This is a genomic window from Actinomadura sp. NTSP31 (genome assembly GCF_041951385.1).
Taxonomy (GTDB): domain Bacteria; phylum Actinomycetota; class Actinomycetes; order Streptosporangiales; family Streptosporangiaceae; genus Spirillospora; species Spirillospora napierensis.
The window spans coordinates 17986-44775 of sequence record NZ_JBGNUT010000049.1 but is presented as its reverse complement, the minus strand read 5'-3'; the positions used below and the strand labels follow the sequence as shown (position 1 = coordinate 44775).

Sequence of the window (26790 nt, the reverse complement as noted above, 5' to 3'; positions counted from 1 at the left end):
GTTCGGCGGACCCCGGCGTCAGGGCTGCGGGACGCCCTCCCCGCGGGTGACGGCCGCGGCGTAGCGCGGCTCGGACAGCATCAGGTCGCGGTGCAGGCCCTCGGCGACGACCCGCCCGTCCTCGACGAACGCGACGTGCGCGGCGCGGTCCAGCATCAGCGGGCTGGTCGTGCACACGACGGTGGTGCGGCCCGCGCGCGCCTCGCCGAGCCGCTCGGCGATGCGCGCCTCGGTGTGCGCGTCGACGGCGCTGGTCGGCTCCACGAGGACCAGCACCTCCGGGTCGGCGGCGAGCGCGCGGGCCAGCCGCAGCCGCTGCCGCTGCCCGCCGGAGAACTCCCGTCCCGCCTCGGCGACGTGCCGGTCCAGGCTGGACGCGGCGGCGATGTCCTCGGCGGACGCCGCGCGCAGGGCCCGGTCCAGTACGGCCGGGGACGTGCCGGGCGGCGCGAGGGCCTCGGCGAGGGGGCCGGAGAACAGCCGGTCCTCGTTGACCGCGACCAGCACGCGGCGGCGCAGGCCGGCGACCTCGCGCAGCGGGACGCCGGCGAAGTCGACGTCCCCGGGCGCGTACCGGCCGAGCCGGTCGGCGATGGCCTGCGCGTCGCGCGGCTGCGCGGCGGCGATCGCGGTGACCCGGCCGGGCCGCACCACCAGCCCGGACGCGATGTCGACGAGCTCGGCGGGCCCGGCCGGGCGGGCGGCGCCGCCGTCCGGTGCCGGCTCCAGGTCGAGCAGCCGGACGACCCGCCGCGCCGCCACCAGGCCCTTGGTGACCTTGCCGGCGGCCTCGCCGATCGTCCGCAGCGGGACGATCAGGAACACCGCGTAGCCGTAGCAGGACACCAGGTCGCCGACGCCGATCTCGCCGCGCTCCACGTAGTGGGCGCCCGCCCAGGTCACGGCGGCGATCAGCAGGCCGGGCAGCAGCACCTCGGCCCCGGAGATCCGGGACTCGGCGCGGGCCGCGGCCACACCGGCGTCGCGGACCCGGCCGGACACGCCGCGGTACCGGCCGGAGAACAGCCGCTCGCCGCCGATGCCGCGCAGGATCCGCAGCCCCTCCACCAGGTCGGTGGCGCGGCCGTTCAGCTCGCCGACGAGCTCGCGGTGCACCTCCTCGCGCTCGCGGAACGGGCGCAGCAGCGGCGCCGCGAGCAGCAGCACCAGCGGGACGCCGACCAGCACGATCAGGCCGAGCTTCGGCGCCGTCACCAGCAGCACGGCCGCGACCACGACGATCGCGACGACGGCGCCGGAGCCGCGGCACACGATGTCGACGACGTCGCCGAGGTGCGCGACGTCGGACAGCCCGATGCTCACGACCTCGCCCGCGCCGAGCCGCTTCGGCAGCGTCGCGCCGAGCCGGGTGGCGTGCCGCGTGACGATCTGGACGGTCCGGTAGGCCGACGACAGCCACAGGAACACCGCGCGCCGGTGCCTGAGGACACCGGTCGCGGCCTGCACGCCGCCGAGGACCAGCAGCACGCCCGTCCAGGCGGCGAGCGCGCCGTCGTCGCGGCCGGCGACGCCGTCGCCGATGGCGCGGCCGATCGCGGCGGGCATCAGCGCCTGGCTGAGCATCCAGCCGACGCCGAGCAGGCAGCCGGCCAGCACGCCGCGCCACTCGGCGCGCAGCAGCCACAGCAGGTACCGGGCGGGGGATCTGTGGTCCGGGCTGCCTGGATCTTTCTCCGGCAACGGTTTCACCGGACGAAGATATGCGGCCGGCCCCGCCGAGTTCGAACGATTTTCTGGCCGCCGCCCGAGCGGCCGCACGGCGGCGGGCCGGCCGCGGGCCGGCGCGCCGGAGGGGGTTTCCGGGCCGTCCGGGACCCGCCTGACGGACGATCACAGGGGTGCGCGCAAAGGTGAGGACACGCTAAGGTCGGAGGGCACGGAGCGATGCTCCTCCGCTCCTCGAGCCGGGACTCCGGCGGCTACGCAGATGCCGCTCCCCCGGTGCGGTCCGGCCCTTGCGTCCTGCCGTCGCAGGAATAACCGGAACGGTCCGGCCGTTGCCAGTGCCGTCGCCAGCCCCGAGTTCTCCGGAAGCTTAGTGAGCACTATCAGTCACCAGACGCATCCCTTCACGCCAGGGGCCACGTCCGCCGTCCAGGACCGGGTCGACCTGCTCCTGATCGACGACGACCCCTCCGACGTGCTGATGGTCGAGAAGATGCTCGCCGACAGCGGCCTGGACGCGCTGATCACCGTCGCGGCGGACCTGCCCACCGCGCGGCGCCGGCTGACCCGCCGCACCCAGTGCATCATCGTGGACCTGTCCGCGCCGGGCATCGACCGGCTGGAGGGGCTGCGGGAGGTGCTGGACATGTCCGGGACGGCCGCGGTGGTGGTGCTGACCGGGCTGGACGACGCGGGCCTCGGGGTCCGAGCGGTCGCCGCCGGCGCCGAGGACTACCTGGTCAAGCAGGAGGTCGACGGTCCGCTGCTGGCCCGCGCGGTGCGCTACGCCATAGAGCGCAAGCGGTCGGAGGAGACCGAGCGGCGGCTGGTGGAGGCGCGCATCCTGGGCCGCGAGAACGCGCGGCTGGAGCGCGGGCTGCTGCCCGTCCCGCTGATCGACGACCCGTCGCTGCGGCACCACACCCGCTACCGGCCCGGCCGGCGGCGGGCGCTGCTGGGCGGCGACTTCTACGACACCGTGCAGACCGAGGGCGGCGCGGTGCACCTGATGATCGGCGACGTGGCCGGGCACGGCCCGGACGAGGCCGCGCTCGGCGTCCAGCTGCGGATGGCGTGGCGGACGCTGGTGCTGGCCGGGCACACCGGCGAGCAGCTGCTCGGCACGCTCGACACCGTCCTCGGTCACGAGCGGCGCAGCGAGGAGATCTTCACCACCCTCTGCATGATCACGATCGCGCCGTCGCGCCGCACCGCGCGGATGCACCTGGCCGGTCATCCCGCGCCGCTGCTGTTCCGCGAGGAGGCCGGCGCCGGCTTCGAGGTCGCCGCGCTGCCGGAGTACGCGCACGGCCCGGCGCTCGGCCTGGTGCCGGGCGCGGAGTGGCCGACGACGGAGATCGACCTCGGCGAGTCGTGGGGGCTGATGCTCTACACCGACGGCCTGATCGAGGGACGGGTCGGCGCGGGCTCCACCCGGCTCGGCACCGACGGCCTGGTGGAGCTGGCGCGCGGGGCGCGCGGCCGGGGCGCCACCGGGCGGACGCTGATCGACGAGCTGGTGACCGAGGTGGAGCGCCTCAACGGCGACGCCCTGACCGACGACCTGGCCGTGCTGCTGCTGTCCCGGCAGGCCACGGCGTCGTGATCTTCGCCACCGCCGCGTCCTGACCGCACACCGGCGGCGACCGGTCAATGTCGTCTGCGTCACCGTGCGGACGAGTTCCCGGACCCCCTGTGAGGTCACTCACGATCATCCGCGGCCCCGGCGGCGGCGATGCCCGTCCCTGCTCGGTTCATAGCCTGCGGCTATCAGAATGAGTGCGCTGATGACTTGGCGCTCTTGTCCAAATTGGACATAGCGTTCGCGACGTGGCTATAGCGATACCTGCGATCTACCGATCGACCGTCGGCAAGAAGGCCGTCATGGCCGTGACCGGCGCCATCCTGGTGCTGTTCCTCATCGCGCACATGATCGGCAACCTGAAGATCTTCCTCGGCGCCGGGGACTTCGACCACTACGCGCACTGGCTGCGCACGATGGGCGAGCCGGCCCTGCCGCACCGCGTGCTGCTGACGCTCCTGGAGATCGTGCTGACGGTCTCGGTCGTCCTGCACATCTGGTCGGCGGTGTCGCTCGGCAAGCGCGCCGCGCACGCCCGGCCCGTCAAGTACCAGTCGAAGAAGAAGTCGCACGCGCAGGGCTACGCCACCTACACGATGCGGTACGGCGGCATCGTCGTCGCGCTGTTCATCATCTGGCACCTGCTGGACCTCACCTTCTTCGCGGTGAACCCGCTGGGCTCCGACGCGACCCCCTACGACCGGGTCATCGCCGACTTCGACGGCTCCCGCTGGTACATCACCGTCTGGTACGTCCTGGCGGTGCTGCTGGTCGGCCTGCACCTCAACCACGGCATCTGGAGCGCGTTCCAGACCCTCGGCCTGCGCAGCCCCCGCAGCAACGGCGCGCTGCGCGTGCTCGCCGGCGGCGTCGCCGGGGTCGTGACCCTCGGCTTCATCGCCGTCCCGATCTCCGTCACCTTCGGATGGGTGAGCTGACAATGAGCGACAGCTTCTACAAGTCCGGCGAGCCGATCGCCGACGCCAAGGCGCCCAAGGGCCCGATCGAGGACCGCTGGACGACCCGCAAGTTCGAGGCCAAGCTGGTCAACCCGGCGAACCGCCGGAAGAAGAAGATCATCATCATCGGCACGGGCCTGGCCGGCGGCTCGGCCGGCGCCACCCTCGGCGAGGCCGGCTACCACGTCGTCCAGTTCTGCTTCCAGGACAGCCCGCGCCGCGCCCACTCGATCGCCGCGCAGGGCGGCATCAACGCCGCGAAGAACTACCGCAACGACGGCGACAGCGTGCACCGGCTGTTCTACGACACGGTCAAGGGCGGCGACTTCCGCTCCCGCGAGTCCAACGTGCACCGGCTCGCCGAGATCTCCACGCAGATCATCGACCAGTGCGTCGCGCAGGGCGTGCCGTTCGCCCGCGAGTACGGCGGCCTGCTCGACAACCGCTCGTTCGGCGGCACGCAGGTGTCCCGCACGTTCTACGCCCGCGGCCAGACGGGCCAGCAGCTGCTGCTCGGCGCCTACCAGGCGCTGATGCGCCAGGTCGACGCCGGGAACGTGGAGCTGCACCCGCGGCACGAGATGCTCGACCTGATCATGGAGGACGGCCGGGCCCGCGGCGTCGTCGTCCGCAACCTGATCACCGGCGAGATCAAGCACCACACCGCCGACGCGGTGGTGCTGGCGTCCGGCGGCTACGGCAACGTGTACTTCCTGTCCACGAACGCGATGGGCTCGAACGTCACCGCGTCGTGGCGCGCGCACCGGCACGGCGCCCTGTTCGCCAACCCCTGCTACACCCAGATCCACCCGACCTGCATCCCGGTCAGCGGCGACCACCAGTCGAAGCTGACGCTGATGTCGGAGTCGCTGCGCAACGACGGCCGCGTGTGGGTGCCGAAGAAAGCCGGCGACGCGCGCAGGCCGTCCGACATCCCCGAGGACGAGCGCGACTACTACCTGGAGCGCATCTACCCGTCCTTCGGCAACCTGGTCCCCCGCGACATCGCGTCCCGGGCCGCCAAGAACGTCTGCGACGAGGGACGCGGCGTCGGCCCCGGCGGCCTCGGCGTCTTCCTCGACTTCGCCGACGCGATCGAGCGGCTGGGCCGCGACACGGTCGAGGCCAAGTACGGCAACCTCTTCGAGATGTACGAGCGCATCACCGGCGAGAACCCGTACGAGACGCCGATGCGCATCTACCCCGCCGTGCATTACACGATGGGCGGCCTGTGGGTCGACTACGACCTGGAGTCGACCATCCCCGGCCTGTTCGTGATCGGCGAGGCGAACTTCTCCGACCACGGCGCGAACCGGCTCGGCGCGTCCGCGCTGATGCAGGGCCTCGCCGACGGCTACTTCGTGCTGCCGAACACCATCAACGACTACATCGCCCGCAACTCCCTCCCGCCGGTCGACGACAAGGCCGTCGCCGAGGCCGAGGAGCGGGTCGCCTCGCGCATCGAGAAGCTCCTGTCGATCGACGGGGACCGCTCCGTCGACTCCTTCCACCGCGAGCTCGGCCACATCATGTGGGAGTACTGCGGCATGGAGCGCACCGAGGAGGGCCTGCGCAAGGCGCTGGAGCTGATCCCGGCCCTCCGCGACGAGTTCTGGACGCGCGTCAAGGTCACCGGCAAGGGCGAGGAGCTCAACCAGCAGCTGGAGAAGGCCGGCCGCGTCGCCGACTTCTTCGAGCTCGCCGAGCTGATGGTGATCGACGCCCTGCACCGCACCGAGTCCTGCGGCGGCCACTTCCGCGCCGAGAGCCAGGACGAGGACGGCGAGGCCAAGCGCGACGACGAGAACTTCGGTTACGTCGCCGCCTGGGAATGGGCCGGCGAGGGCGAGCAGCCCGTCCTCCACAAGGAGGACCTGAACTTCGAATACGTCCACCCGACGCAGAGGTCGTACAAGTAATCATGAAGCTCACACTGCGCGTCTGGCGCCAGAGCGGCCCCCAGGACAAGGGGAGGATGGTCGAGTACGAGCTCGACGACATCTCCTCGGACGCCTCGTTCCTGGAGATGCTGGACGTCCTCAACGAGAAGCTCATCGCGGGCGGCGAGGAGCCGGTGGCGTTCGACCACGACTGCCGCGAGGGCATCTGCGGCATGTGCTCGCTGGTCATCAACGGGACCCCGCACGGCCCCGAGGCGCGCACCACCACCTGCCAGCTGCACATGCGCAAGTTCAAGGACGGCGAGGTCATCGACGTCGAGCCGTGGCGCGCCAAGGCGTTCCCGGTCGTCAAGGACCTCGTGGTGGACCGGTCCGCGTTCGACCGGATCATCCAGTCCGGCGGGTACATCAGCGCGCCGACCGGCACCGCCCCGGAGGCGCACTCCACGCCCGTCCCGAAGCCGGACGCCGACCGCGCGTTCGAGGCCGCCGAGTGCATCGGCTGCGGCGCCTGCGTCGCGGCCTGCCCGAACGGCTCGGCGTCGCTGTTCCTCGGCGCGAAGGTCACCCACCTCGGCCTCATGCCGCAGGGCCAGCCGGAGCGCTGGGACCGCGTCGTGTCGATGCTGGACACCCACGACGAGGAGGGCTTCGGCGGCTGCACCAACACCGGCGAGTGCACCGTCGCGTGCCCGAAGGGCATCCCGCTCGACGTGATCGGCAACCTGAACCGCGACTACCTGAAGGCGACCGCCGGCGGCAGGAAGCGCTGACGGTCACCGCAGGCCACGGCCCCGCCCGGCGTACCGGGCGGGGCCGCTCTAATGTGTGCGCATGACGATTACCTTGGTCCCCTACCACCAGGACGAACGCCTCCCCGGCACGACGTTCCCGCTCCCCGAGGCGGAGGTGGTCACGGTCGGCCGCGAGTTCCCCGACGGCGACGTGTGGACGCGGATCGCCGCGCTCTACGAGCCCGTGGCCGCCGAGGTCGCCGCGCAGGTCTCGAACGGAACCGTCCCGTCGGTGGTCTCCGGCGACTGCCTGGTCTCCGAGGCCGTCCTCGCGGGCGTGCAGCGCGCCGGAGTGGACGCCTCGATCGTGTGGTTCGACGCGCACGGGGACGTCCAGACGCCGGAGACGACCACGTCCGGGTACATCGGCGGGATGCCGCTGCGGCAGATCCTCGGCGACCACCCCGAGTTGCTGTCGTCCCGGCTGGGCCTGCGGCCGCTGCCGGAGGAGCGGGCCGTCCTGGTGGACGCCCGCGACCTCGACCCGGCCGAGGCCGAGTTCCTCGCCTCCTCCCGGGTGCGCCGCTGCCCCGTGGACGACATCGACCTGCCGGACGGCCCGCTCGTCCTGCACATCGATGTGGACGTGGTCGACAAGGCCGACCTGCCGGGCCTGAAGTTCCCGGTCGGCGGCGGCCCGTCCTTCGACGCCGTCGTCGCGGCCGTCCGGCGGGTGAAGGCCACCGGCCGCGTCGCCGCCCTGGACATCGCCTGCCCCTGGCACCCGCCGCAGGCCGCCGACACCCCCGTCCGCACCCGCCTGCTGGCCGCCCTCCTCGCGTCCTGACGCGCCGGAAAGCCTGGGCCGCGCGGCACCGCGTGCCCTACCATGCTCGTCATGCACGTGCATAAGACAGTGCATCAGCATGAGCAACTGCACGGTACTGCCGGAGTGTCGTTCGCCCTGCACCGGTCGATCGTCTGCGTGGACGTCGAGAAGTTCGGCCGCCGGGCGAACCCGGACCAGCTCACCGTCCGCGACGCCATGTTCCGCGCCCTGGACAAGGCGTTCGCCGGGTCCCGGGTGCCCGCTGAGCACGTCGCCTACGAGGACCGGGGCGACGGCGCCCTGATCCTCGTCGACCCCGCCGTGCCGAAGGAGCACCTCGCCGGGGCGTTCCCGGCGAGGCTGGCGGCGTGCCTCGAACGCCACAACGGGGCCGCCGCGCCCGGCGCCCGCGTCCGGCTCCGGGTCGCGATGCACGCCGGGGAGGTGCACTACGACCGCCACGGCGTGGCGGGCAGCGCGATCAACCTGCCGTTCCGGCTGCTGGAGGCCGGCGCTCTCCGGGACGCGCTGCGGGACTCCGCCGACGTCATCGCGGTGATCGCGTCGGAGTGGTTCTACAAGGAGGTCATCGCGCAGAACCGGACGTGCGAGGCCGCCGCGTACCGGCGCGTCCGCGTCTCGGTCAAGGAGACGCGGACGCCCGCCTGGGTCCGGTCGCTGCCCACCGGGCGCGGCGCCGTCGAGACGCCCGCGCGGGCCGCCGGCGGACCGGTCGGTTGACGGATGCCCGGCCGGTCGGGGCGTCCCTAGCGTTGGTCGTGTTCCCGGAAGAAGGAGAAGACGATGAACGACGAGGACCTGACCGGCAGGGTGGCGGCGCTGGCCGACCGCGCGGAGCTCACCGAGCTGGTCGCGCGGTTCTTCGCCTCGATCGACGACCGCCAGCGGGACCCGCGGGCCCACCCGTTCGACGGCGCGTGGGCGCGGGACCTGTTCACCGAGGACGTCGAGTTCCATTACCCCGTCGGCGCCTACACGGGGCACGCCGACGAGGTGATGGACCTCACCATGGACAACTTCGGGCGCACGCAGCACCTGGCCGGCATCCCGCAGATCGCGCTGGACGGCGACCGGGCCACGGTGCGGTGGAGCGCCGTCCACACCCATGTGCACCTCGCGTCCACGCAGGAGGCCCGCGCCGACCGCCTGGGCGAGACGTTCGTGTCAGGCGGCCACTACGACGCGGAGGCCGTCCGGACCCCGGAGGGCTGGCGGTTCCGCGCGGTCGCCCTGGACGTCGCGTGGACGGCCGGCAAGCCGCCGCTCGTCCCGCCGGAACGGCAGGAGGCCATGCGCCGCCTCGCCGCCTCCTGACCGGGTCAGGGGCGGAGGCGGCAGTGCAGTTCGAGGCCGGGAACGGCGTCCCAGCCGATCAGCCGGACCAGCTTGTCGATGTGCGCCGACACCGAGTGCAGGACGAGCAGCCCGCCGCGTTCGGCGAGGTCGCGGGCGGTCAGGGTGAACGCGCGCAGGCCCGCGACGTCGATGAAGTCGACGCCGGCGAGGTCGAGGTGCAGGTCGCCGTCGACGCGGGCGCGGGCGGAGCGCAGGGCGCGCTTCAGGTCGCCGGCGTTGGAGACGTCGACCTCACCGGACACGCGCAGCCAGGGCGCGTCCGCGGCGCCCTCGATGCGCAGCAGCGGGGTGTCGAGTTCGACGACGTCGTAGCGGGGAGCGGTGCGCTCCGGGCGCGGGCCGCCGGGCCCGCCCTCCCCGCCGGTGATCCGCCAGACCGTCATCCGCTCCTCGCCCTTCGGGACCGGGGCGCCGCCTACCGCGGGCACGCCCGTATATGCCACGATCTCACCTGTTGACACCTTCTGGTTCCCACCACGCGGGAAAACCGTCATCGGGAGGCTTTTCATGGACGAGAAGGCGATCCTCGAACGGATCAACGAGTTCATCGACGAGGAGCACGCGCTGCGGCAGGCGCACGAACGGGCCGAGACCGGCGGCGAGGACGCCCGGCAGCGGCTGCGGGAACTGGAGGTGGCCCTCGACCAGTGCTGGGACCTGCTGCGCCAGCGGCGCGCCAGGATCGACGCCGGGCAGAACCCCGACGACGCGCACGTCCGCCCCGCCGGCGAGGTCGAGGGCTACCGCCAGTAGTTCAGGGCACCATCCACGACAGGACGGCGGTCGACTGCAGGCCCGACAGGACGCACATGCCCGCCAGGAACAGCAGGCTCCACAGCACGACGCGGCGGAAGATGTCGCCCTCGCGGCCGTCCAGGCCCACGGCGGCCGCGGCGATCGCGAGGTTCTGCGGTGACACCATCTTCCCCAGGACGCCGCCGGAGCTGTTGGTGGCGGCCATCAGGACCGGCGACAGGTCGGCCTTGTCCGCGGCGGTGATCTGCAGGGCGCCGAACAGGGAGTTCGACGAGGTGTCCGACCCGGTGACGGCGGTGCCGAGCCAGCCGAGGACCGGGGACAGCACGGCGAAGGCGCCGCCCGCGCCGGCCATCCAGGTGCCGAGGGTGACGGTCTGCCCGGAGGCGTTCATCACGAACGCGAGCGCCAGCACGGCCATCACGGTGACGATCGCCCAGCGGAGCTGCACGAGCGTGGTGCCGTAGGCGCGCAGCGCCCGGACGGCGCCGACGCGCAGCGCCACCATGGTGATGAGGCCGGCGACGAGCATCTGGGTGCCGGGCGTGGTGAAGTAGTTGAAGGTGAAGGTGGGCAGCGTCGACGGCTTGCCGGACGCGCCCGTGATGTGCAGGCCGGGCCAGCCGACCGTCTGCGTGGCGCCGTTCAGCCAGTCCTTGACCTGGTCGATCTGGCAGACGACGAACACCGCGATGATGATCGCGTACGGGGCGTAGGCGCGGGCGATGTCGGCCCGCGAGTCGGCGGGGGCCTCGCCGCGCCCGGCGCGGGCGGCGAACTCGGGGGTCGGCTCGTCCGCCGAACCGCCGGCGATCACCGGGCGGGCCGGGGCGTGCGGGCGGCGCAGCCGGACGACCAGGACGACCGCGGCGGCCGACACCAGCGAGGCGACGACGTCGGCGAGCGGCACCGAGACGAAGTTGGCGGTGACGTACTGCGCGGCGCCGAACGCGGCGCCGCAGAACAGCGCGGTCGGCCAGGTCTCGCGGACGCCGCGCCGGCCGTCGACGATCAGCACCAGGACGAGCGGGACGAACACCGCGAGGATCGGGGTCTGCCGGCCGACCATGGCGCCGAGGGTGTCGCTGGACTCGCCGGTGACCTTGCCGAGGGTGAGGATCGGCGTGGCCATCGCGCCGAACGCGACCGGCGCGGTGTTGGCGGTGAGGGCGAGGACGGCGGCCTTCAGCGGCGGGAAGCCGAGCGCGATCAGCATCACGGAGGTGACCGCGACGGGGGTGCCGAACCCGGCAAGCGCTTCCAGCAGCGCGCCGAAGGAGAACGCGATCAGGATCGCCTGCAGCCGCTGGTCGTCGCTGACCTGCGCGAACGTGCGGCGCAGCACGTCGAAGTGCCCGGTCGCGACGGTCATGTTGTAGACCCAGAGCGCGTTGATGACGATCCACAGGATGGGGAAGAAGCCGAACGCGGCGCCCTCGCTGCCGGCCAGGAGCGCCTGCCCCACCGGCATCCCGTACGTCCAGACGGCGATGGCCAGGGACACCGCCAGGGCGATCAGGGAGGCCAGCCAGGCGCGCATCCGGACGCCGCCGAGCAGGACGAACAGCACCGCCAGCGGCAGCGCGGCGACCAGGGAACTCCAGCCGAGCGAATCGGCGACGGGATCGAGGACCTGTCGGTACACGGGATCACCTCGCGAGTAGGAGCGGCCCCCGAGTGAACGATCGATACCCCCTGGTGTGGCCTGCCTCACATTGATGGTGAACTTTTCAATCAGTCAGTGCCCGCCGAAGGCCGTCCCGCGGACTCAGAGCAGCGGGAGCAGCCGGGACGGGGTGATCGGCAGGTCGCGGACGCGGACCCCGGTCGCGTGGTGCACGGCGTTGGCGACCGACGCGGCGGCGCCGACGATGCCGATCTCGCCGATGCCCTTCGACCCCATCGGGTTCAGGTGCGGGTCGGACTCCTCCACCCACGCCGCGTCGATGTCGCGGACGTCGGCGCAGGCCGGCACGTGGTACTGGGCGAGGTCGCGGTTCACGTAGTCGCCGAACCGGTCGTCCATGACGCTCTCCTCCATCAGCGCCATGCCGATCCCCATCGTCATGCCGCCGATGAACTGCGACCGCGCGGTCTTGGGGTTGATGATCCGCCCGGCGGCGAACACGCCGAGCATCCGGCGGACCCGGACCTCGCCGGTGTCGGCGTCCACCTCCACCTCGGTGAACTGCGCGCCGAACGCGTGCCGGGCGTACGCGTCGCGGGCCTTGATCTCCTCGGCGGTGTCGGCGGACGCCTCCAGCCCGCCGGGCGGCACGGAGCCGTTCATCTTGCCGCGCAACGACTCGCAGGCGCGGACGACCGCGGTGCCCCAGCTCGCGGTCCCGGCGGAGCCGCCCGCGACGGTCGCGTCCGGCAGGGAGCTGTCGCCGATCTCGACCGTCACCCGGTCGGCGTCGGCCTTGAGCGCCTCGGCGGCGATCAGCGTGAGGGCGGTGCGGGCGCCGGTGCCGATGTCGGCGGCGGCGATCCGCACGGTGAACCGCCCGTCCGCGTCGACGCGCGCCGTGGCCTTGTTCGGCCGCATGTAGGCGGGGTAGGTGGACGCGGCGACGCCCATCCCGACGAGCTTGCGGCCCTCCCGGCGGACGCCCGGCTCGGGGCCGCGGTGCTCCCAGCCGAACCGGTCGGCGCCCTCGCGCAGGCACGCGACGAGGTTGCGGGAGCTGAACGGCAGCCCGCTCTCGGGCTCGCGGTCGGTGTCGTTGCGGATCCGCAGCTCGACGGGGTCGACTCCGGCGGCGAAGGCCAGCTCGTCCATCGCCGACTCCAGCGCGAACATGCCGGGCGTCTCGCCGGGCGCCCGCATCCACGACGGCGTCGGGACGTCGAGGCGGGCCAGCCGGTGCGAGGTGCGGCGGTTGCCCGCCCGGTACACCACGCGCGTCGGGGTCGCGGTCTGCTCCGCGAACTCGCGGACCGTCGAGGACTGCTCGAACACCTCGTGGACGATCGCGTTCAGCGTCCCGTCGGCGTCGGCGCCGAGCCGGAACCGCTGGATCGTCGGCGTCCGGTAGCCGGTGGTGGCGAACATCTGCTGGCGCGGCACGGCGAACTTCACCGGGCGGCGCACCGCTCCCGCCGCCATCGCCGCGAGCACCACGTTCGGGCGCGGCGTCCCCTTGGAGCCGAAACCGCCGCCGACGTGCGGCGCTATGACGCGTACGTGGGTCTTGTCGAGGCCGAAGACCTGGGCGATCATGTCCCGCGTCGAGGAGGAGCCCTGCGTGGAGTCGTACAGCGTGAGGGTGCCGTCGTCGTTCCACTGCGCCGCGGTCGTGTGCGGCTCCATCGGGTTGTTGTGCTCGGCCGGCGTCGTGTACGTGGCGTCCACGCGGACGGCGGAGTCGTTGTAGGCCGCTTCCGGGTCGCCCTGCTCGGTGTCGGCGGGGAACGCCGGGTTCACCTTGTCGGGCTTGTACAGGCCCGGGTGGTCCGCGCTGAGCCGTACGTCGTGCGGTTCGGACACGTAGGTGATGCGGACGTGGCGGGCCGCCTCCCGCGCGATGTCGAGCGTCTCGGCGACGACGGCCGCGACGAACTGGCCCCGGTACGCCACCGTCCGGGACTGGAACAGCGCCAGCTCCCGGTCCGCGACGTCGTGCAGGTGCGGCGCGTTCTCGCAGGACAGGACGGTGAGGACGCCCGGGATCTTCAGCGCCGCCTCCGCGTCCACCGCCGTGATCTCGCCCTTGGCGATCGTCGCCTGCACTGCGGCGGCGTACGCGGGGTCCTCCAGCGGGTACTCGTAGGCGTAGCGGGCCGCCCCGGTGACCTTCTCGCGGCTCTCCAGCCGGTCGGTCATGACTGCTCCCCCAGCTCGGTCAGCGTCCGGACGATCAGGTTGCGCGCGAGCGGCACCTTGTAGGCGTTGTCGCGCAGCGGCTCGGCCAGGTCCAGTTCCACCTCGGCGGCGCGCTGGAACTCCTCGCCGATCGCCGGGGCGCCGCGCAGCGTCTCCTCGGCGCGGCGCGCCCGCCACGGCTTGTGCGCGACGCCGCCCAGCGCGATCCGCACGTCCCGGACCGTGCCGCCCTCCACGTCGAGCGCCACCGCGATCGACACCAGCGCGAACGCGAACGAGGCGCGCTCGCGGACCTTGCGGTAGCGGGACGGGATGTCCAGCGGCGGCACCTCCACCGCCGTGATGAGGTCGCCGTTCTCCAGGACCGTGTCGCGCTGCGGCTCGGTGCCGGGCAGCCGGTGCAGGTCCGCGACGGGGATCGCCTTCTCGCCATCGCGGCCCTGGACGTGGACGATCGCGTCGAGCGCGGCGAGGGCCACCGCCATGTCGGACGGGTGGGTCGCCACGCACGCCTCGGAATGGCCGAGGATCGCGAGGTTGTGGTGCTCGCCCTCGCGGGCCGGGCAGCCGCTGCCCGGGTCGCGCTTGTTGCACGGCTTGTCGGCGTCCTGGAAGTAGGAGCAACGCGTGCGCTGAAGCAGGTTGCCGCCGACCGTCGCGAGGTTGCGGATCTGGCCGGACGCCCCCGCCAGGACCGCCTGCGCCAGCACGGGATGGCTCTCGCGCACCGTCCGGTCCGCCGCGAGGTCGCTGTTGCTGACGGCGGCGCCGATGAGCAGGCTCCCGTCCGGGCGCAGCTCGATCTCGCCGTAGGGAAGGCGCGAGACGTCGACGAGGCGGGACGGCTCCTCGACGCCGAGCCGCATCAGGTCCACGAGGTTGGTCCCGCCGCCCAGGTAGTAGGCGCCGTCGTTGTGCCGCTGCACGGCGTCGTCGGCGCTGGTGGCGCGCTCGTACACGAAGGGCCTCATGCCTTGGTGGCCTCCGTCCGCGTCTTCCGCGACGCCTCGCGTACCGCCTTGACGATGCCCGTGTACGCGCCGCACCGGCAGAGGTTGCCGCTCATCCGTTCGCGTATCTCGTCGTCGTCGAGGACGGGATCGGCGCTGAGGTCCTCGGTCACCGCGCTGGGCCAGCCCTGGTCCGCCTCGTCGAGGACGGCCGTCGCGGAGCAGAGCTGGCCGGGCGTGCAGTAGCCGCACTGGAACGCGTCCTGCTCGATGAACGCCTCCTGGACGGCGCTGAGCCGCCCGTCCTCGGCGAGCCCCTCCACGGTGACGATCTCGGCGCCGTCGTGCGCGACGGCCAGCGCCAGGCACGCGTTCGCCCGCCGGCCGTCCAGCAGGACGGTGCAGGCCCCGCACTGGCCGTGGTCGCAGCCCTTCTTCGAGCCCGTCAGTCCGAGGTCCTCGCGCAGCGTGTCCAGCAGCGAGGCGCGGGTGTCGACGCGGAGCCGGTGCTCGGTCCCGTTCACGACCAGCGTGATCTCGGTGTGCACCGGGGTGACTTCGCTGTCCATGACCGGGCCCCTACCCCGGATCGGCGGTGGCCAGTCGACCCGGACCGGCGGACGCGGTCAGCGGCGGCGGCGGGGGCGGAGCCGGTACAGCCGGTACCAGGCCAGCGCGGAGAACAGCACGCCGAGCCCGGCCGCGATGCCGAGGTCCATGCCCCAGGCGCCCACGGCGTGCTTCCACACCGCGTCGGAGCCGCCCTCGTGCGGCATGATCGTGTCGAGGTCGATGGTCGCGGCGGCGGCGCCGAACCCCCAGCGGGACGGCGACAGCCACGCCAGCTGCTCCAGCCCCGGCTTGCCCGCGAGCCGCACCAGCCCGCCCGACAGCACCAGCTGCCCCATCGACAGGACGATCAGCAGCGGCAGCGTCTTCTCCGAGCTGTTCACCGACGCCGACACCAGCAGCCCGAGCGCCATCGACACCACGCCGAGCAGCGCCATCGCCAGCATCAGCTCCGGCAGCACCGGCCCGAACGTCCCGGACGGCGGCAGCTTCACCCCGATCGTCCCGATCAACACCAGCACGACCGCCTGCAGCGCCGTGATCACGCCGAGGACGAGCAGCTTCGACATCAGGTACACCCCGGCCGACAGCCCCGCCGCGCGTTCCCGGCTGTAGATCGTCCGCTCCTTGACCAGCTCGCGGACGGCGTTGCCGGTGCCCGCGAAGCAGGCGGCGAACGCCAGCACCATCAGCTTGGACGCGGCGTCGGCGTTGGAGCCCGGCGGCCCGGTCAGCCCCTTCGGCGCCGGGATCGCGGCGCTCAGCCCGCCGAGGATCAGCGGCATCACCCCGAGCAGCACGAGATAGCTGCGGTCGGACGCGATCACCGAGAGGTAGCGCCGGCACAACGTGCTGAGCTGCGCGAACCGGGACTGCTGGCGAGGCGGCGGGGCCGGGACGGAGGTGTCGGCCTGCACGGCGCCGCCCTGCCGGCCGCTCTCCACGTACCGGGCGTGGCGGGGCGAACCGCGGAACTCGCTCGCCCAGTCGCGGTCCGGTTCGCGGTCGAACGCCTGGAACACCTCCGCCCACGACTGCTTCCCGAAATGGTCCAGCCCCTCGGCGGGCGGGCCGTAGTAGGCGAGCCGCCCGCCCGGGACCAGGACGAGCAGCCGGTCGCAGATGTCGAGGTTCGCGACGCTGTGCGTGACGACGATGACGGTCCGGCCGTCGTGCGCCAGCTCGGCCAGCATCTCCATGACCGTCTTGTCCAGCCCCGGGTCGAGGCCGGACGTCGGCTCGTCCAGGAACAGCAGCGACGGCTTCGTCAGCAGCTCCAGCGCCACGCTGACCCGCTTGCGCTGCCCGCCCGACAGCCGGTCGATCCGGGTCTTCGCGTGCGGGGTGAGGCCCAGCTCGCCGATCACCTCGTCGACGCGCTGCTCGCGCTCCTGCTTGCGGGTGTCGCCGGGGAACCGCAGCTCGGCGGCGAACAGCAGCGCCCGCCGCGTGTCGAGCTGGGTGTGCAGGATGTCCTCCTGCGGGACGAGCCCGATGCGGTGCCGCAGCTCGTCGTAGTCGGAGTACAGGTCGCGGCCGTCGTAGCGGACCGTCCCCTCGGTCGCGGGACGCGTCCCGGTCACCGCGCCGAGCAGCGTCGACTTGCCCGCGCCGGACGGCCCGATCACCCCGACCAGCGACCGCTCCGGGATCGGGAAGCCCACCCCGTCCAGGATCACCTTGCCCTCGGGCGTCCGGACGATCAGGTCCTCGACCGACAGCGACACGTCGCCGGTGTCGACGTACTCCCGCAGCTCCTGGCCGACCAGCTGGAACGTGGCGTGCCCGACGCCGAGCAGGTCGCTCTCGGTGAACTCCGCCGACTCGACCCGGTTGCCGTTGACGTAGGTGCCGTTGTGGCTGCCGAGGTCGACGATCTGGTGCCGTCCCGGGCCGAGCGTGCGCAGCTCCGCGTGGTGCCGCGACACCACGAGGTCCGCCACCACGATGTCGTTGTCGGCGGCGCGGCCGATCCGCAGCGTGCGGGGCGCGACCCGGATGATCTGGCTCGGGTTCCGGTCGACGCTCGGCCGGTACTGCGCGGCCGGTTCCGGCCGCGGACCCGGCGCCCCGTTCGGCTGCGGGCGCGGCTGCGGCGGGTACGGGCTCGGCGGCGCGGTGCCGGACGGCGGGCCGGCGGGCCGCGGCGCCCGGCCGCGCGGTGCCGGCGCCTGGACGGGCGGCACCGCCCGGCCGCCGGGCGGCGGGTACACCTGGCGGCGGCTCGGCGGCGGGTTCTCGGGGAAGCAGGCCAGGCTCTCGCCCGCCGAGGAGTGGCCGAGCAGGAACGTGCGGTGCCCGCCGATCTCCATCCGCTCGATGCGTTCGCCCTGGCAGAACGTGCCGTTGCTGCTGCCGACGTCCTCGATCAGCCAGCCGTCGGGGCCCGTGCGCAGCACCGCGTGCCACCACGAGACGCGCGCGTCGGACAGCGCGATGTCGGACGCGGGGTCGCGGCCGATGCGGTAGGAGCCGCCGGGGCGCAGCCGGTGGACCCGGTCGCGCGTGCGGACGACGAGAACGGGCGCGGCTAGGGATTCGGCGGAAGGTCCGGCCGTCATGCGGGGAGTGTAAGTCCTCGCCCCGGAAATGTCCCGGCCCCTTTTCGGGCCCGGCATTCACGGGACACCGGTCCCATTGACAGGGGCCGGGCGCGCGAATTGAGTGAACGCCATGGCGAATCCGCCGCACGCGGCCACCGTCACCCGTGTCGACCGTCTGCCGAGGCGCAGGCGGCCGAGGTGGCTGACCGTACTGATCTGTGCCGTCCTGCTGTTGGTGCTGCTCCTGGTGGTGGCGGACCGCGGCGGTGTGGCGTTCGCGCAGCACGAGATGGCCGTGCAGATCAAAAAGGAGGGATTCCCGACGACGCCGAAAGTGACGATCAAGGGAATCCCGTTCCTGACCCAGGTCGTGTCGCGGCACTTCGGCGATGTGCGGCTGGAGGCGAGCAAAATCACCGAGGGCCCCCTGCGCATCACGAACCTCAAAGTGCGCGCACAGGACGTACGGGTCGATTCGGGCTTCAGCAGCGGCACGCTGGGCAGCGTCGACGGCACCGCGTTCGTCAGCTTCAAGGACCTCGCGAGCGCGAGCGACAACCCCGACCTCGTCCTGACGGCCGCCGGGAACAACCTGGTCAAGGCGAAGATGGACCTCGGCATCACGGACGCCACCGCCACCGCGACCGTCACCAAGCAGGGCGACAGCATCGTGGTGCGGACCCAGTCGGTCGAGGGGTTCTCGCGGTCGGAGCTCGGCGACGACCTCGACTTCACCGTCCCGGTGAAGGGCCTGCCGCTCGGGCTGACGTTCCAGAGCGTGACCGTCTCGTCCAGCGGCGTCGGCCTCCACGTGACCGGCCGCAACGTGAAGTTCAGCGACTCGTGAGGTTCGGCGACTCGTGAGGTTCGGCGACTCGTGAGGCCGGGCTAGAGGACGGAGACGGCGGCGTCCACGGCCGCCCGCACGTCGCCGTCCGGCGGGTACAGCAGCGAGCGCCCGGCGACCAGGCCCTTCACGCCCGGCAGCCGCAGCGCGCGGCGCCAGCCGTCCAGCACCGAGCGGGGATCGTCGCCGATGTCGCCGCCGAGCAGCAGCAGGGGCAGCGTCGTCGCCGCCGCGACCCGCTCCATCTCCGGGACGACCGGCACCTTCAGCCACGTGTACGCCGACGTCGCGCCGAGCCCCGCGGCCACCGAGACCGCGCGGATCATCGCCTCCGGCGTCAGCAGGTTGCGGACGCGGCCCTCGATGCGGTGCGAGACGAACGGCTCCACCATCGCCATCAGCCGGTGCCCCGCCAGGGCGGTGACGGCGTGCGCGCAGGCCTCCAGGGTCCGGGCCGTCGCCGGGTCGGTGTCCTCGATGCGCAGCAGCATCTTGCCGCCGTCCAGCCCGGACGCGGCGATCGCGTCCGCGTCGTAGGCGGTGAAGCGATCGTCGATCTCGAACGCCGCGCCGGCGAGCCCGCCGCGGTTCATCGAGCCGATCGCGACCTTGCCGTCCAGGACGCCGAGGAGCATCAGGTCTTCCAGGACGTCCGGGGTGCCGAGCACGCCGGTCACACCGGGGCGTTCCAGCGCGGTGCAGAGCCGTTCGAGCAGGTCGCGCCGGTCGGCCATCGCGACCGGGTCGGCGCCGGCGGCGAGGGCGCCGCGGGCCGGATGGTCCGCCGCGATGATCACGGGCCGGTCCGGGAGGGACGGGAGCCGCACCCGGCGCGCCGCCGCCTCGGCGACCGCCTCCGGTCGCGCGGCCCGCACGTCCGTCAGCTCGCCGATGCGCACTCCTGCGAGTCTGCTGACGAGCACGGCGCGCTGTCAATCGGGCGGGCGGCCCCGCTCAGCCGGAGTCGGTGATGATCTCCGCGACCTGCCGGGCCGTCTCCGTCGGCAGCGGCGCGGGCAGCCCCTTCCACCTGCGCGAGGCCGCCATCGCGGCGGCGCCCGCGCCGCCCCCGTACGCCAGCGCGGCGACGAACGACGCCAGCTCCGGCGGGAGCTTCTTCTCCAGCAGCAGCACGTTCATCCGGTAGGTCGCCGCCGTGGCGAGGACCCCGAGCGTTCCGGCGAGCGCGCCGAACTTCACCGCGGGCACGCGCTTGCGCGCCTTGTCGAGCATCTCCTGATGCGCGGCGTCGATCACCTGCCGGACGAGCGCCAGGTTCTGCTCCACCGGATCGTCCTTGATCTTCGCCGCCTGTCGCGACCGAGTCATGACCTCGGCCTACCCGTTGCATGGCGAAGGATTCCGGGGAGCAAAGCTGTCACTGCAAGTAACTTTGCGTGTGCTATAGGTTGCGAAGCGTCCCCGAGCAGGAAGGCGTGTCCGGTCGATGCAACCGTTCCAGCTGCCCGACTTCTACGTCCCGTACCCGGCCCGGTTGAACCCGCACCTGGAGCGGGCGCGGACGCACAGCACGGCCTGGGCCCGCACGATGGGCATGCTGGACGACACCCGCGACCCCGGCACCCCCGACATCTGGGACGAGGCGCAGCTCGACGCGATGGACTACGCGCTCCTGTGCGCCTACACCCATCCCGACTGCGACGGCCCCGAACTCGACCTCGTCACCGACTGGTACGTCTGGGTCTTCTACTTCGACGACCACTTCCTCGAGGTGTTCAAGAAGCCGCAGGACCAGGCGGGCGCCCGCGCCTACCTCGACCGGCTCCCGCTGTTCATGTCGCTCGACCCGCCGGAGCCGCGGAACGCCGTCGAGCGCGGCCTCGCCGACCTGTGGGCCCGCACCGTCCCGGTCCGCTCCCTGGCCTGGCGCCGCCGGTTCGCCGAGAGCACCGACGCGCTGCTGCGCGAGTCGCTGTGGGAGCTGTCCAACATCAGCACCGGGCGCGTCCCGAACCCCGTCGAGTACGTCCAGATGCGCCGCAAGGTCGGCGGCGCCCCCTGGTCGGCGGACCTCGTCGAGCACGCCGCCGGCGTGGAGGTCCCCGCCCGCGTCGTGGGCACCCGCCCGCTCCGCGTGCTGAAGGACACCTTCTCCGACGGCGTCCACCTGCGCAACGACATCTTCTCCTACCAGCGCGAGACGGAGTCCGAAGGCGAGATCAACAACTGCGTCCTGGTCGTCGAGCACTTCCTCGGCGTGCCGGCCCAGCGCGCCGCCGACACCGTCAACGACCTGCTCACCTCCCGGCTGCGCCAGTTCGAGAACACCGCCGTCACCGAACTGCCCCCGCTGTTCGAGGAGCACGGGCTGAACGCGGCAGAGCGGGCCGCCGTCGCCGGCTACGTCAAGGGCCTTCAGGACTGGCAGTCCGGCGGCCACGAATGGCACCTGCGCTCCAGCCGCTACATGAACCGCGAGTCCGCCGGCATGCCGGCCTCGCACATACCCGCGCTGCTGAAGTCGGCCCGGATCAGCCGCCCCCACGTCCCGTTCCAGAAAGTGGGCCCGACGGCCCTCCCCGACTTCGACATGCCGTACGAGGCCCGCGTGAACCCGCACCGCGAGACGGCCCGCCGGAACGTCGTCGCCTGGTGCGCCGCCATGGGCATGTACGACCCGCTGCCCCGCCACCCCGTCCCGCTCTGGACGGCCGAGAAGCTCGCCGGGTTCGACTTCGCGATCTGCTCGGCGTCCCTCGACCCGGACTCCAGCCCGGAGGCGCTCGACCTCGCCACCCAGTGGCTGGCCTGGGGCACCTTCGGCGACGACTACTTCCCGGCCGTCTTCCACCGCGACCACGACATGGCCGGCGCGAAACGGTTCACCGCGCGCGTCCGCGCCTTCATGCCGCTCGACTGCGGCGCGGCGCCCGTCCCGGAGAACCCCTTCGAGACCGGCCTCCTCGACCTGTGGCACCGCACCGCGTCCCCCATGACCGCCCGCGGCCGCCGCGAGTTCCGCGCCGCCATCGAGCACATGGTCGACAGCTGGCTGTGGGAACTGGGCAACCACCTGCAGTCCCGCATCCCCGACCCCGTCGACTACCTCGAGATGCGCCGCCGCACCTTCGGGTCCGAGCTCACCATGGCGCTGAGCCGCATCGGCCTTGCCCACGAGATCCCGGCCGAGGTCTTCGCGACCCGCACCCTGCAGGAGATCGACGCGTCCGCGATGGACTACGCCTGCCTGCTCAACGACGTCTTCTCCTACCAGAAGGAGATCGAGTACGAGGGCGAGGTCAACAACGGCGTCCTCGCCGTGCAGCACTTCTTCGACTGCGGCCGCGACGAGGCCGTCCCCATCGTCAACGACCTCATGACCTCGCGCCGCCGCCAGTTCGAGCACCTCGCCACCACCGAACTGCCCGCCCTCGCCGCCGACATGGGCCTCGACGACACCGCCCGCACCGCCTTGGACACCTACGTCGCCGAACTCCGCGACTGGATGGCGGGCATCCTCAAATGGCACCGCGAGACCCGCCGCTACGACGAGCGCGAACCCGTCCGCCCGCTGGGCGCCTCCGCCTTCCGCCCCTTCAGGACGACCATCGGCTGACGCACCCCCGTTCGGCGGGCCCGCGTCCGGGTGGGCGTTGGTTGGGGGACGGCGGCGAGGGTAGGGCGTGACCAGCGTGAAGTGACGCAGGGTGATGACGCTGGAGCGAAGGCGCGAGTCGTCGGGGGGCGCCGTGCGGGGACGTTGGCGGCGGCATGCGCGCACGGCGCGCTGGCCGGTGGGGATGGGCGTCGCGCTGTGGCGCTGGCTGCGGACCTCGCGCGGGATATCGCGCGAGCGGCTGCCGGCGGCGTCCGCCCCGGACCAGATCCCCGACCGCCGGGGCGACCGCGTCCAGGGCGTGCGGCAGGGTGTCGGACCGGTGTACCAGCGGCGCTACCGGGCCCGGATCGTCGGCAGCGGCCTGGACGCGCCGCGGTTGATGGATCGGCTGCGCGCCGACGTCAACGCCGCGTCGCCCGTCGAGTTCGCCGTCTTCGACAAGACCTCGGGGGACGCGGCGCCCCTGGACCTCGGCGACGAGTACGACGTCCACATGCCGGGGCCCTGGGACTGCCCGGTGCGGGTGGTGGAGCGCACGCCGGTGTCGTTCCGGTTCGCGACCCTGCAGGGCCACGTCGAGGCCGGGGAGATCGAGTTCCGCGCGAAGGACACCGAGGACGGGCTGCAGTTCACCGTCGAGTCGTGGACGCGGAGCGGCGACCGGCTGGCCGACGTGCTCTACGACCGGCTGCGCATGGCGAAGGAGATGCAGCTCCACATGTGGACCCATTTCTGCGGCCGGGTGGCCGAGATGTCCGGCGGCAGGATGGCGGGGGACGTCGAGGTCCGCACGGAGCGGGTCGAGATCACCGGGGACGGCCGGGTGAACGCCCGGTACCCGACCGAGCTGGCGGCCGCGGCGTCCGCGCGGGCCTTCACGGCGCTGGCGAGGCTGCGCGGCGGCCGGCCGCTGCATCCCCGCGGGCTGGTCCTCGACGCGACCCTGCGCCTGTCGGGGACCTCGCACTTCTGGGGCGTCCCCCTGCTGGACGACACGGTGGAGGCGCGGGGCCTGGCGCGCCTGTCGCGGTCGGTCGGCCTGCCGCCCCCGCTTCCCGACGTCCTCGGGCTGGCGCTGCGGTGGCGGCAGCCCGGGGACGACGCCCCGGACGGCGGCGCGCCCTCCGAACTGCTGCTGGCCACCACCGGGCGGGGACGGCTCGGCCGGCACCTGCTGCGCCCGGCGGTCCGGTGGGGGCCCGGGTTCTACGGTTCGCTGCTGCCCTATGCCGCGGGCGACCGGCACGTGTTCGTCGGCGCGGTCGCCCGGCGGACCGTCCCGTCCGGCCTGGGCGCCCTCGCCCGCGCCGCCGGCGAGGGGCCGGTCCCGATGGATCTGGTCGTGGCCACCGAGTTCGGCCCATGGGAGCGTTTCGGCGAACTGGTCCTGACGGGCCCCGCGCGGAGGGACGACCGCGCGCCGGTGCGCTTCAATCCCGCCCGGCACCCGATCCCGGGGCTGCGGCCCGCCGGTCCGCTCCAGCAGGTGCGGAGGCGCACCTATGACGCCGTCCAGCACACCGACCGCCGCGCGGGGTGAGCGATGATCGGCCGGTGGAGGACCGCCCAGCGCGGAGGGCCGCGCAAGCATCGCCGGTTGCAGCGGCTCTACGGCGAGCTACGGGATCGTCCGGTGAACTTCGAGCCGCGGGATCGGCCGGAGAACGCCGGGCCGGACGGCTGGCACATCGACGACTACCGCCGGCCCCTTCCGCCGGAACGCCCCGGCCCGCCGGAGCCGGAGGGCAGCTGGGAGATCGCCCGCCGCCTGGTCCGCGACTACGAGTTCGCCGACCCGCGGATCATCCGGAGCGCCTACCGGACGAGTGCCCCGGCCCCGGGGAACGACATGCTCCTGGAGGGCAGGTTCTTCGGCCTGCGCTTCCACCTCGGCGTCCGCGTCGGCGACGTCGTCGACACGGTCGTCGAACGGGACGGGCGCCGGGCGCGCGTGTGGGGCTGGAACTACCGGACGCTGGAAGGGCATCTGGAACGCGGCCAGATGGACCAGGAAGTGCGCAAGTGGCTCGACACCGGGGAAGTGGAGTTCCACCTCCACGCCTTCTCCCGCCGCGCCGGCATCCGCAATCCCGTGGTCCGGCTCGGCTTCGCGCTGTTCGGCCGCCCCACCCAGCTCGAATACCAGCGGCGGGCCTGCCGCCGGATGGCGGACCTCACCCGGGCGGAACTCGACGGGCGCCGGCGCCCACCGGCGGCGGACGGCTGACCGTGTTCGCCGGCGTCAGGCCGCGAGGGTGGCGCGGACGGCCATCAGGGCGAAGCCGAGCAGGTTCTGCCCGAGCCATTCGGCGGGGTTCGCGGCGCGCGGGTCGTCGGCGGCCAGGCCGATGCCCCAGACGCGGTCCAGGGGGCTGGCCTCGACCAGGACGCGGTCGCCGGTGCCGGCCAGGTAGTCGCGCAGTTCCGGGTGCTGGGTGAACTTGGCCTGGTTGGCGGCGACGACGACGGACGTGCGGTGGGCGGCCCAGGCGTCCTCGCGGAAGCCGCGGACGCGGCGGCCGAGGTCTTTCGCGGCGCCGGGATGGGGCGCGGCGATGACGGCGGCGGCCGTTTCCTCGTCGCCGAAGAGGCGGGCCTTTCCGGCCATCATGTAATGCTCGGCAGTGGCATAGGTCACCCCGTCCACGCTGAAGGGGGACGGCCACCATTGGCTGAGATAGCCGGGGCCGGGGGTGCGGTGGCCCCAGAAGAACAGGTACTTCACGCGGGCGCCCTCGTCGTGGAGGCGGATGAGGTGCTGGACGTCCATGTGGCGATGGTGGCAGAGAGAAAGGTCACAGTGCGACCGGGTTTCATGCGCGGGAATGCACTGCGGGGGCCACGGCGTTGTCACCGGTACAGGCCTTGCGGTCTAGACCATTTTGCTATCCCGGGTGGGTCATCGGGGAAGATCTCCTTATTTCGGTCGGCCCCGATACCGAGAATCGCGGGCCGTCGACAACGGGAGGACAGCAGCAGAAATGGACAACGCCCTGGCGAACCCTCGTCGTACCCGGATCGTGTCGTGGCCGGAGCGCCGGCCCGCCGACACCGACTCCGAGCGTCCGACGGACGCGGAGACGGCCTCCCCGGAGGACGGTCTCGCCGCACGTTGACCGGCCGGTTATGGCCGCGACCAGGACCCGCCCGGTCTCCGGGCGGGTCCTGGTCTCTTTTCGCCTGGTCAGGTGCATGATCATATAGATCGGCGGGCGAAGTCGTCCCCTATCGGGCGTAGAAGACCTCCGCTGAACTGTGGTCCCTTGTCAACCAGTCACCTAAGACTCTTTACCTTGTCTTTGCCATTGGCTGATGGACTCCGGTCCTCGGACCGGAGCTCACACGGGGAGATCACTGAGCCATGTCCTCCGCTACCTTGCCCATCGAAGCCCAGCACACGGATTCGTCCGCGTACGACGTCGCCGTCATCGGCCTGGGCTACGTCGGGCTGCCGACCGCGCTCGCCTTCCACGCCGCCGGGCTCCGCGTCCTCGGCGTCGATCTCGACCCGGGCCGGCTGGAGGCCGTCCGCACCGGCCGCGTCGACCTGCTGGACAGCGACCACGAGCGGCTGCGGGCGGCGCGGGACGACTTCGCCGTGACCGCCGACCCGGCGGACGCGGCCCGCGCCGACGCGCTGATCATCTGCGTGCCGACGCCCGTCAACCGGCATCTCGTCCCCGACCTCGGCGCGCTGATGGGGGCGTGCGCCACCGCCGCCGCGCACGCCCGGGACGGGCAGACGATCGTGCTGACCTCGACCAGCTACGTCGGGTCGACCCGGGACCTGCTCGTCCGGCCGCTCACCGCACGGGGCCTGCGGGTGGGCACCGACGTGTTCGTCGCGTTCAGCCCGGAGCGGATCGACCCCGGCAACGACCGGCACGCGCACGAGGACGTGCCGCGAGTCGTCGGCGGCGTGACGCCGCGGTGCGCGGCGCGGGCCGTCGCGCTGCTCGGCCGGTACGCGGGCGACCTGCACACGGTCTCGTCGGCGGAGACCGCCGAGATGACCAAGCTGCTGGAGAACACCTTCCGCGCGGTCAACATCGCGCTCGTCAACGAGTTCGCGGACGCCAGCCGGCTGCTGGAGCTGGACGTGATGGAGGTCATCGAGGCCGCCGCGACCAAGCCGTACGGGTTCATGCCGTTCTTTCCCGGCCCCGGCGCGGGCGGGCACTGCATCCCCTGCGACCCGCACTACCTGCTCTGGCAGCTGAAGCGGGACCGGCTGCACACGCCGCTGGTGTCGGCGGCGATGAACGCGATCGCGATGCGCCCCGGGCAGGTGGTCGAGCGGGCCCGGCAGGTGCTGTCGGACCAGGGCCGCGGCCTCGCGGGCGCGGACGTCCTCATCCTCGGCGTCGCCTACAAGCCGGAGGTCGAGGACCTGCGCGAGTCGCCCGCGCTGGAGATCATCGACGGGCTGCTGGCGGCGGGCGCGCAGGTCAGGTACCACGACCCGCGCGTCCCGGAACTGGTCACCGAGGGCGGCACGAAGCTGGCCAGCGTCACCCCGGAACCGGCCGACCTGGTGATCGCGCACACCCCGCAGCAGGGCCTCGACCTGGGCTGGCTGCACGAGGACCAGCTGCTGCTGGACGCGACGTACCGCTTCTCCGGCCCCTCCCGGCGAGTCGCGCTGTGAGC

23 protein-coding genes are annotated in these 26790 nt (G+C 72.7%); 13 read left to right on the top strand and 10 right to left on the bottom strand.

Features of this window, described 5'->3' with window-relative positions:
* Nucleotides 1-18: 18 nt before the first annotated feature.
* Nucleotides 19-1710: an ABC transporter transmembrane domain-containing protein gene (locus tag ACA514_RS45810; protein ID WP_375047801.1), complete on the bottom strand. Its 1692-nt coding sequence runs from the start codon at nt 1708-1710 to the stop codon at nt 19-21.
* Between the two features lie 349 nt (nt 1711-2059).
* Between ACA514_RS45810 and ACA514_RS45805 the strand changes: the two genes are divergently transcribed.
* From ACA514_RS45805 to ACA514_RS45775, 7 genes are all read left to right on the top strand, one after another.
* The gene (locus tag ACA514_RS45805; RefSeq protein ID WP_375047800.1) at nt 2060-3292 is read left to right on the top strand and encodes a PP2C family protein-serine/threonine phosphatase; all 1233 of its coding nucleotides are present in this window, start codon (nt 2060-2062) and stop codon (nt 3290-3292) included.
* A 224-nt stretch (nt 3293-3516) separates the two neighbouring features.
* On the top strand, nt 3517-4206 hold the full coding sequence (locus ACA514_RS45800; RefSeq protein WP_375047799.1) for a succinate dehydrogenase cytochrome b subunit: 690 nt from the start codon (nt 3517-3519) through the stop codon (nt 4204-4206).
* Nucleotides 4207-4208: 2 nt separating this feature from the next.
* Nucleotides 4209-6146, top strand: coding sequence for a fumarate reductase/succinate dehydrogenase flavoprotein subunit (locus ACA514_RS45795; RefSeq protein ID WP_375047798.1), 1938 nt, complete (start codon nt 4209-4211; stop codon nt 6144-6146).
* Between the two features lie 2 nt (nt 6147-6148).
* A complete protein-coding gene (locus ACA514_RS45790; RefSeq protein ID WP_375047797.1) occupies nt 6149-6901 on the top strand; it encodes a succinate dehydrogenase/fumarate reductase iron-sulfur subunit in 753 nt (250 codons plus the stop codon).
* A gap of 61 nt (nt 6902-6962) precedes the next feature.
* Entirely contained in the window at nt 6963-7709 is a 747-nt protein-coding gene (locus ACA514_RS45785) for an arginase family protein (RefSeq protein WP_375047796.1), read from the top strand.
* A gap of 51 nt (nt 7710-7760) precedes the next feature.
* On the top strand, nt 7761-8432 hold the full coding sequence (locus tag ACA514_RS45780; protein ID WP_375047795.1) for a hypothetical protein: 672 nt from the start codon (nt 7761-7763) through the stop codon (nt 8430-8432).
* A 63-nt stretch (nt 8433-8495) separates the two neighbouring features.
* Nucleotides 8496-9026, top strand: a complete 531-nt coding sequence (locus tag ACA514_RS45775; protein ID WP_375047794.1) for a nuclear transport factor 2 family protein — start codon at nt 8496-8498, stop codon at nt 9024-9026.
* A gap of 5 nt (nt 9027-9031) precedes the next feature.
* On the opposite strand, the gene ACA514_RS45770 is transcribed toward ACA514_RS45775, so the two are convergent.
* Nucleotides 9032-9511 (bottom strand): STAS domain-containing protein, encoded by a 480-nt coding sequence (locus tag ACA514_RS45770; RefSeq protein WP_375047793.1) that lies wholly within the window; start codon nt 9509-9511, stop codon nt 9032-9034.
* A 64-nt stretch (nt 9512-9575) separates the two neighbouring features.
* Between ACA514_RS45770 and ACA514_RS45765 the strand changes: the two genes are divergently transcribed.
* Nucleotides 9576-9821 (top strand): DUF2630 family protein, encoded by a 246-nt coding sequence (locus tag ACA514_RS45765; RefSeq protein ID WP_375047792.1) that lies wholly within the window; start codon nt 9576-9578, stop codon nt 9819-9821.
* Nucleotide 9822: 1 nt separating this feature from the next.
* Here ACA514_RS45765 and ACA514_RS45760 read toward each other — a convergent pair whose 3' ends face one another.
* The 5 genes from ACA514_RS45760 to ACA514_RS45740 form a co-directional block, all read right to left on the bottom strand.
* Nucleotides 9823-11469: an L-lactate permease gene (locus ACA514_RS45760; protein ID WP_375047791.1), complete on the bottom strand. Its 1647-nt coding sequence runs from the start codon at nt 11467-11469 to the stop codon at nt 9823-9825.
* 123 nt (nt 11470-11592) lie between these two features.
* The gene (locus ACA514_RS45755; protein WP_375047790.1) at nt 11593-13650 is read right to left on the bottom strand and encodes a xanthine dehydrogenase family protein molybdopterin-binding subunit; all 2058 of its coding nucleotides are present in this window, start codon (nt 13648-13650) and stop codon (nt 11593-11595) included.
* Nucleotides 13647-14621 carry an FAD binding domain-containing protein gene (locus tag ACA514_RS45750; protein ID WP_375047789.1) on the bottom strand — a complete coding sequence of 325 codons (975 nt, stop codon included), beginning with the start codon at nt 14619-14621 and terminating at the stop codon, nt 13647-13649. Before ACA514_RS45750 ends, ACA514_RS45755 begins: the two co-directional genes overlap by 4 nt.
* The gene (locus tag ACA514_RS45745) at nt 14618-15169 is read right to left on the bottom strand and encodes a (2Fe-2S)-binding protein (protein ID WP_375047788.1); all 552 of its coding nucleotides are present in this window, start codon (nt 15167-15169) and stop codon (nt 14618-14620) included. The genes ACA514_RS45750 and ACA514_RS45745 overlap by 4 nt, the downstream gene beginning before the upstream one ends.
* Nucleotides 15170-15226: 57 nt before the next feature.
* On the bottom strand, nt 15227-17731 hold the full coding sequence (locus tag ACA514_RS45740; RefSeq protein WP_375047787.1) for an FHA domain-containing protein: 2505 nt from the start codon (nt 17729-17731) through the stop codon (nt 15227-15229).
* A gap of 112 nt (nt 17732-17843) precedes the next feature.
* Between ACA514_RS45740 and ACA514_RS45735 the strand changes: the two genes are divergently transcribed.
* Nucleotides 17844-18560 carry a DUF2993 domain-containing protein gene (locus ACA514_RS45735; RefSeq protein WP_375047786.1) on the top strand — a complete coding sequence of 239 codons (717 nt, stop codon included), beginning with the start codon at nt 17844-17846 and terminating at the stop codon, nt 18558-18560.
* 41 nt (nt 18561-18601) lie between these two features.
* On the opposite strand, the gene ACA514_RS45730 is transcribed toward ACA514_RS45735, so the two are convergent.
* Together ACA514_RS45730 and ACA514_RS45725 are read right to left on the bottom strand one after the other, a co-directional pair.
* Complete coding sequence (locus ACA514_RS45730; RefSeq protein ID WP_375047785.1) at nt 18602-19459, bottom strand: aldolase; 858 nt, start codon at nt 19457-19459, stop codon at nt 18602-18604.
* Nucleotides 19460-19514: 55 nt separating this feature from the next.
* Nucleotides 19515-19889, bottom strand: a complete 375-nt coding sequence (locus tag ACA514_RS45725; RefSeq protein WP_375047784.1) for a phage holin family protein — start codon at nt 19887-19889, stop codon at nt 19515-19517.
* A 118-nt stretch (nt 19890-20007) separates the two neighbouring features.
* Between ACA514_RS45725 and ACA514_RS45720 the strand changes: the two genes are divergently transcribed.
* The 3 genes from ACA514_RS45720 to ACA514_RS45710 all read left to right on the top strand — a co-directional run bounded on the left by ACA514_RS45720 (nt 20008) and on the right by ACA514_RS45710 (nt 24367).
* Complete coding sequence (locus tag ACA514_RS45720; RefSeq protein ID WP_375047783.1) at nt 20008-22137, top strand: germacradienol/geosmin synthase; 2130 nt, start codon at nt 20008-20010, stop codon at nt 22135-22137.
* Nucleotides 22138-22270: 133 nt separating this feature from the next.
* Nucleotides 22271-23680, top strand: a complete 1410-nt coding sequence (locus ACA514_RS45715; RefSeq protein ID WP_375047782.1) for a DUF1990 family protein — start codon at nt 22271-22273, stop codon at nt 23678-23680.
* Nucleotides 23681-23773: 93 nt separating this feature from the next.
* A complete protein-coding gene (locus ACA514_RS45710; protein ID WP_375047781.1) occupies nt 23774-24367 on the top strand; it encodes a DUF1990 family protein in 594 nt (197 codons plus the stop codon).
* A 15-nt stretch (nt 24368-24382) separates the two neighbouring features.
* Here the strand turns inward: ACA514_RS45710 and ACA514_RS45705 are convergent, their stop codons facing one another.
* A complete protein-coding gene (locus ACA514_RS45705) occupies nt 24383-24910 on the bottom strand; it encodes an NADAR family protein (protein WP_375047780.1) in 528 nt (175 codons plus the stop codon).
* A 606-nt stretch (nt 24911-25516) separates the two neighbouring features.
* Here ACA514_RS45705 and ACA514_RS45700 point away from each other — a divergent pair.
* Entirely contained in the window at nt 25517-26788 is a 1272-nt protein-coding gene (locus tag ACA514_RS45700) for a nucleotide sugar dehydrogenase (protein ID WP_375047779.1), read from the top strand.
* Nucleotides 26789-26790: the final 2 nt, after the last annotated feature.

Coding starts and splice junctions, on each gene's coding strand:
- ACA514_RS45795 (WP_375047798.1), top strand. CDS start 4,209: ATGAGCGACAGCTTCTACAAGTCCGGCGAGCCGATCGCCGACGCCAAG.
- ACA514_RS45790 (WP_375047797.1), top strand. CDS start 6,149: ATGAAGCTCACACTGCGCGTCTGGCGCCAGAGCGGCCCCCAGGACAAG.
- ACA514_RS45785 (WP_375047796.1), top strand. CDS start 6,963: ATGACGATTACCTTGGTCCCCTACCACCAGGACGAACGCCTCCCCGGC.
- ACA514_RS45780 (WP_375047795.1), top strand. CDS start 7,761: ATGCACGTGCATAAGACAGTGCATCAGCATGAGCAACTGCACGGTACT.
- ACA514_RS45775 (WP_375047794.1), top strand. CDS start 8,496: ATGAACGACGAGGACCTGACCGGCAGGGTGGCGGCGCTGGCCGACCGC.
- ACA514_RS45765 (WP_375047792.1), top strand. CDS start 9,576: ATGGACGAGAAGGCGATCCTCGAACGGATCAACGAGTTCATCGACGAG.
- ACA514_RS45755 (WP_375047790.1), bottom strand. CDS start 13,650: ATGACCGACCGGCTGGAGAGCCGCGAGAAGGTCACCGGGGCGGCCCGC.
- ACA514_RS45750 (WP_375047789.1), bottom strand. CDS start 14,621: ATGAGGCCCTTCGTGTACGAGCGCGCCACCAGCGCCGACGACGCCGTG.
- ACA514_RS45745 (WP_375047788.1), bottom strand. CDS start 15,169: ATGGACAGCGAAGTCACCCCGGTGCACACCGAGATCACGCTGGTCGTG.
- ACA514_RS45740 (WP_375047787.1), bottom strand. CDS start 17,731: ATGACGGCCGGACCTTCCGCCGAATCCCTAGCCGCGCCCGTTCTCGTC.
- ACA514_RS45735 (WP_375047786.1), top strand. CDS start 17,844: ATGGCGAATCCGCCGCACGCGGCCACCGTCACCCGTGTCGACCGTCTG.
- ACA514_RS45725 (WP_375047784.1), bottom strand. CDS start 19,889: ATGACTCGGTCGCGACAGGCGGCGAAGATCAAGGACGATCCGGTGGAG.
- ACA514_RS45720 (WP_375047783.1), top strand. CDS start 20,008: ATGCAACCGTTCCAGCTGCCCGACTTCTACGTCCCGTACCCGGCCCGG.
- ACA514_RS45705 (WP_375047780.1), bottom strand. CDS start 24,910: ATGGACGTCCAGCACCTCATCCGCCTCCACGACGAGGGCGCCCGCGTG.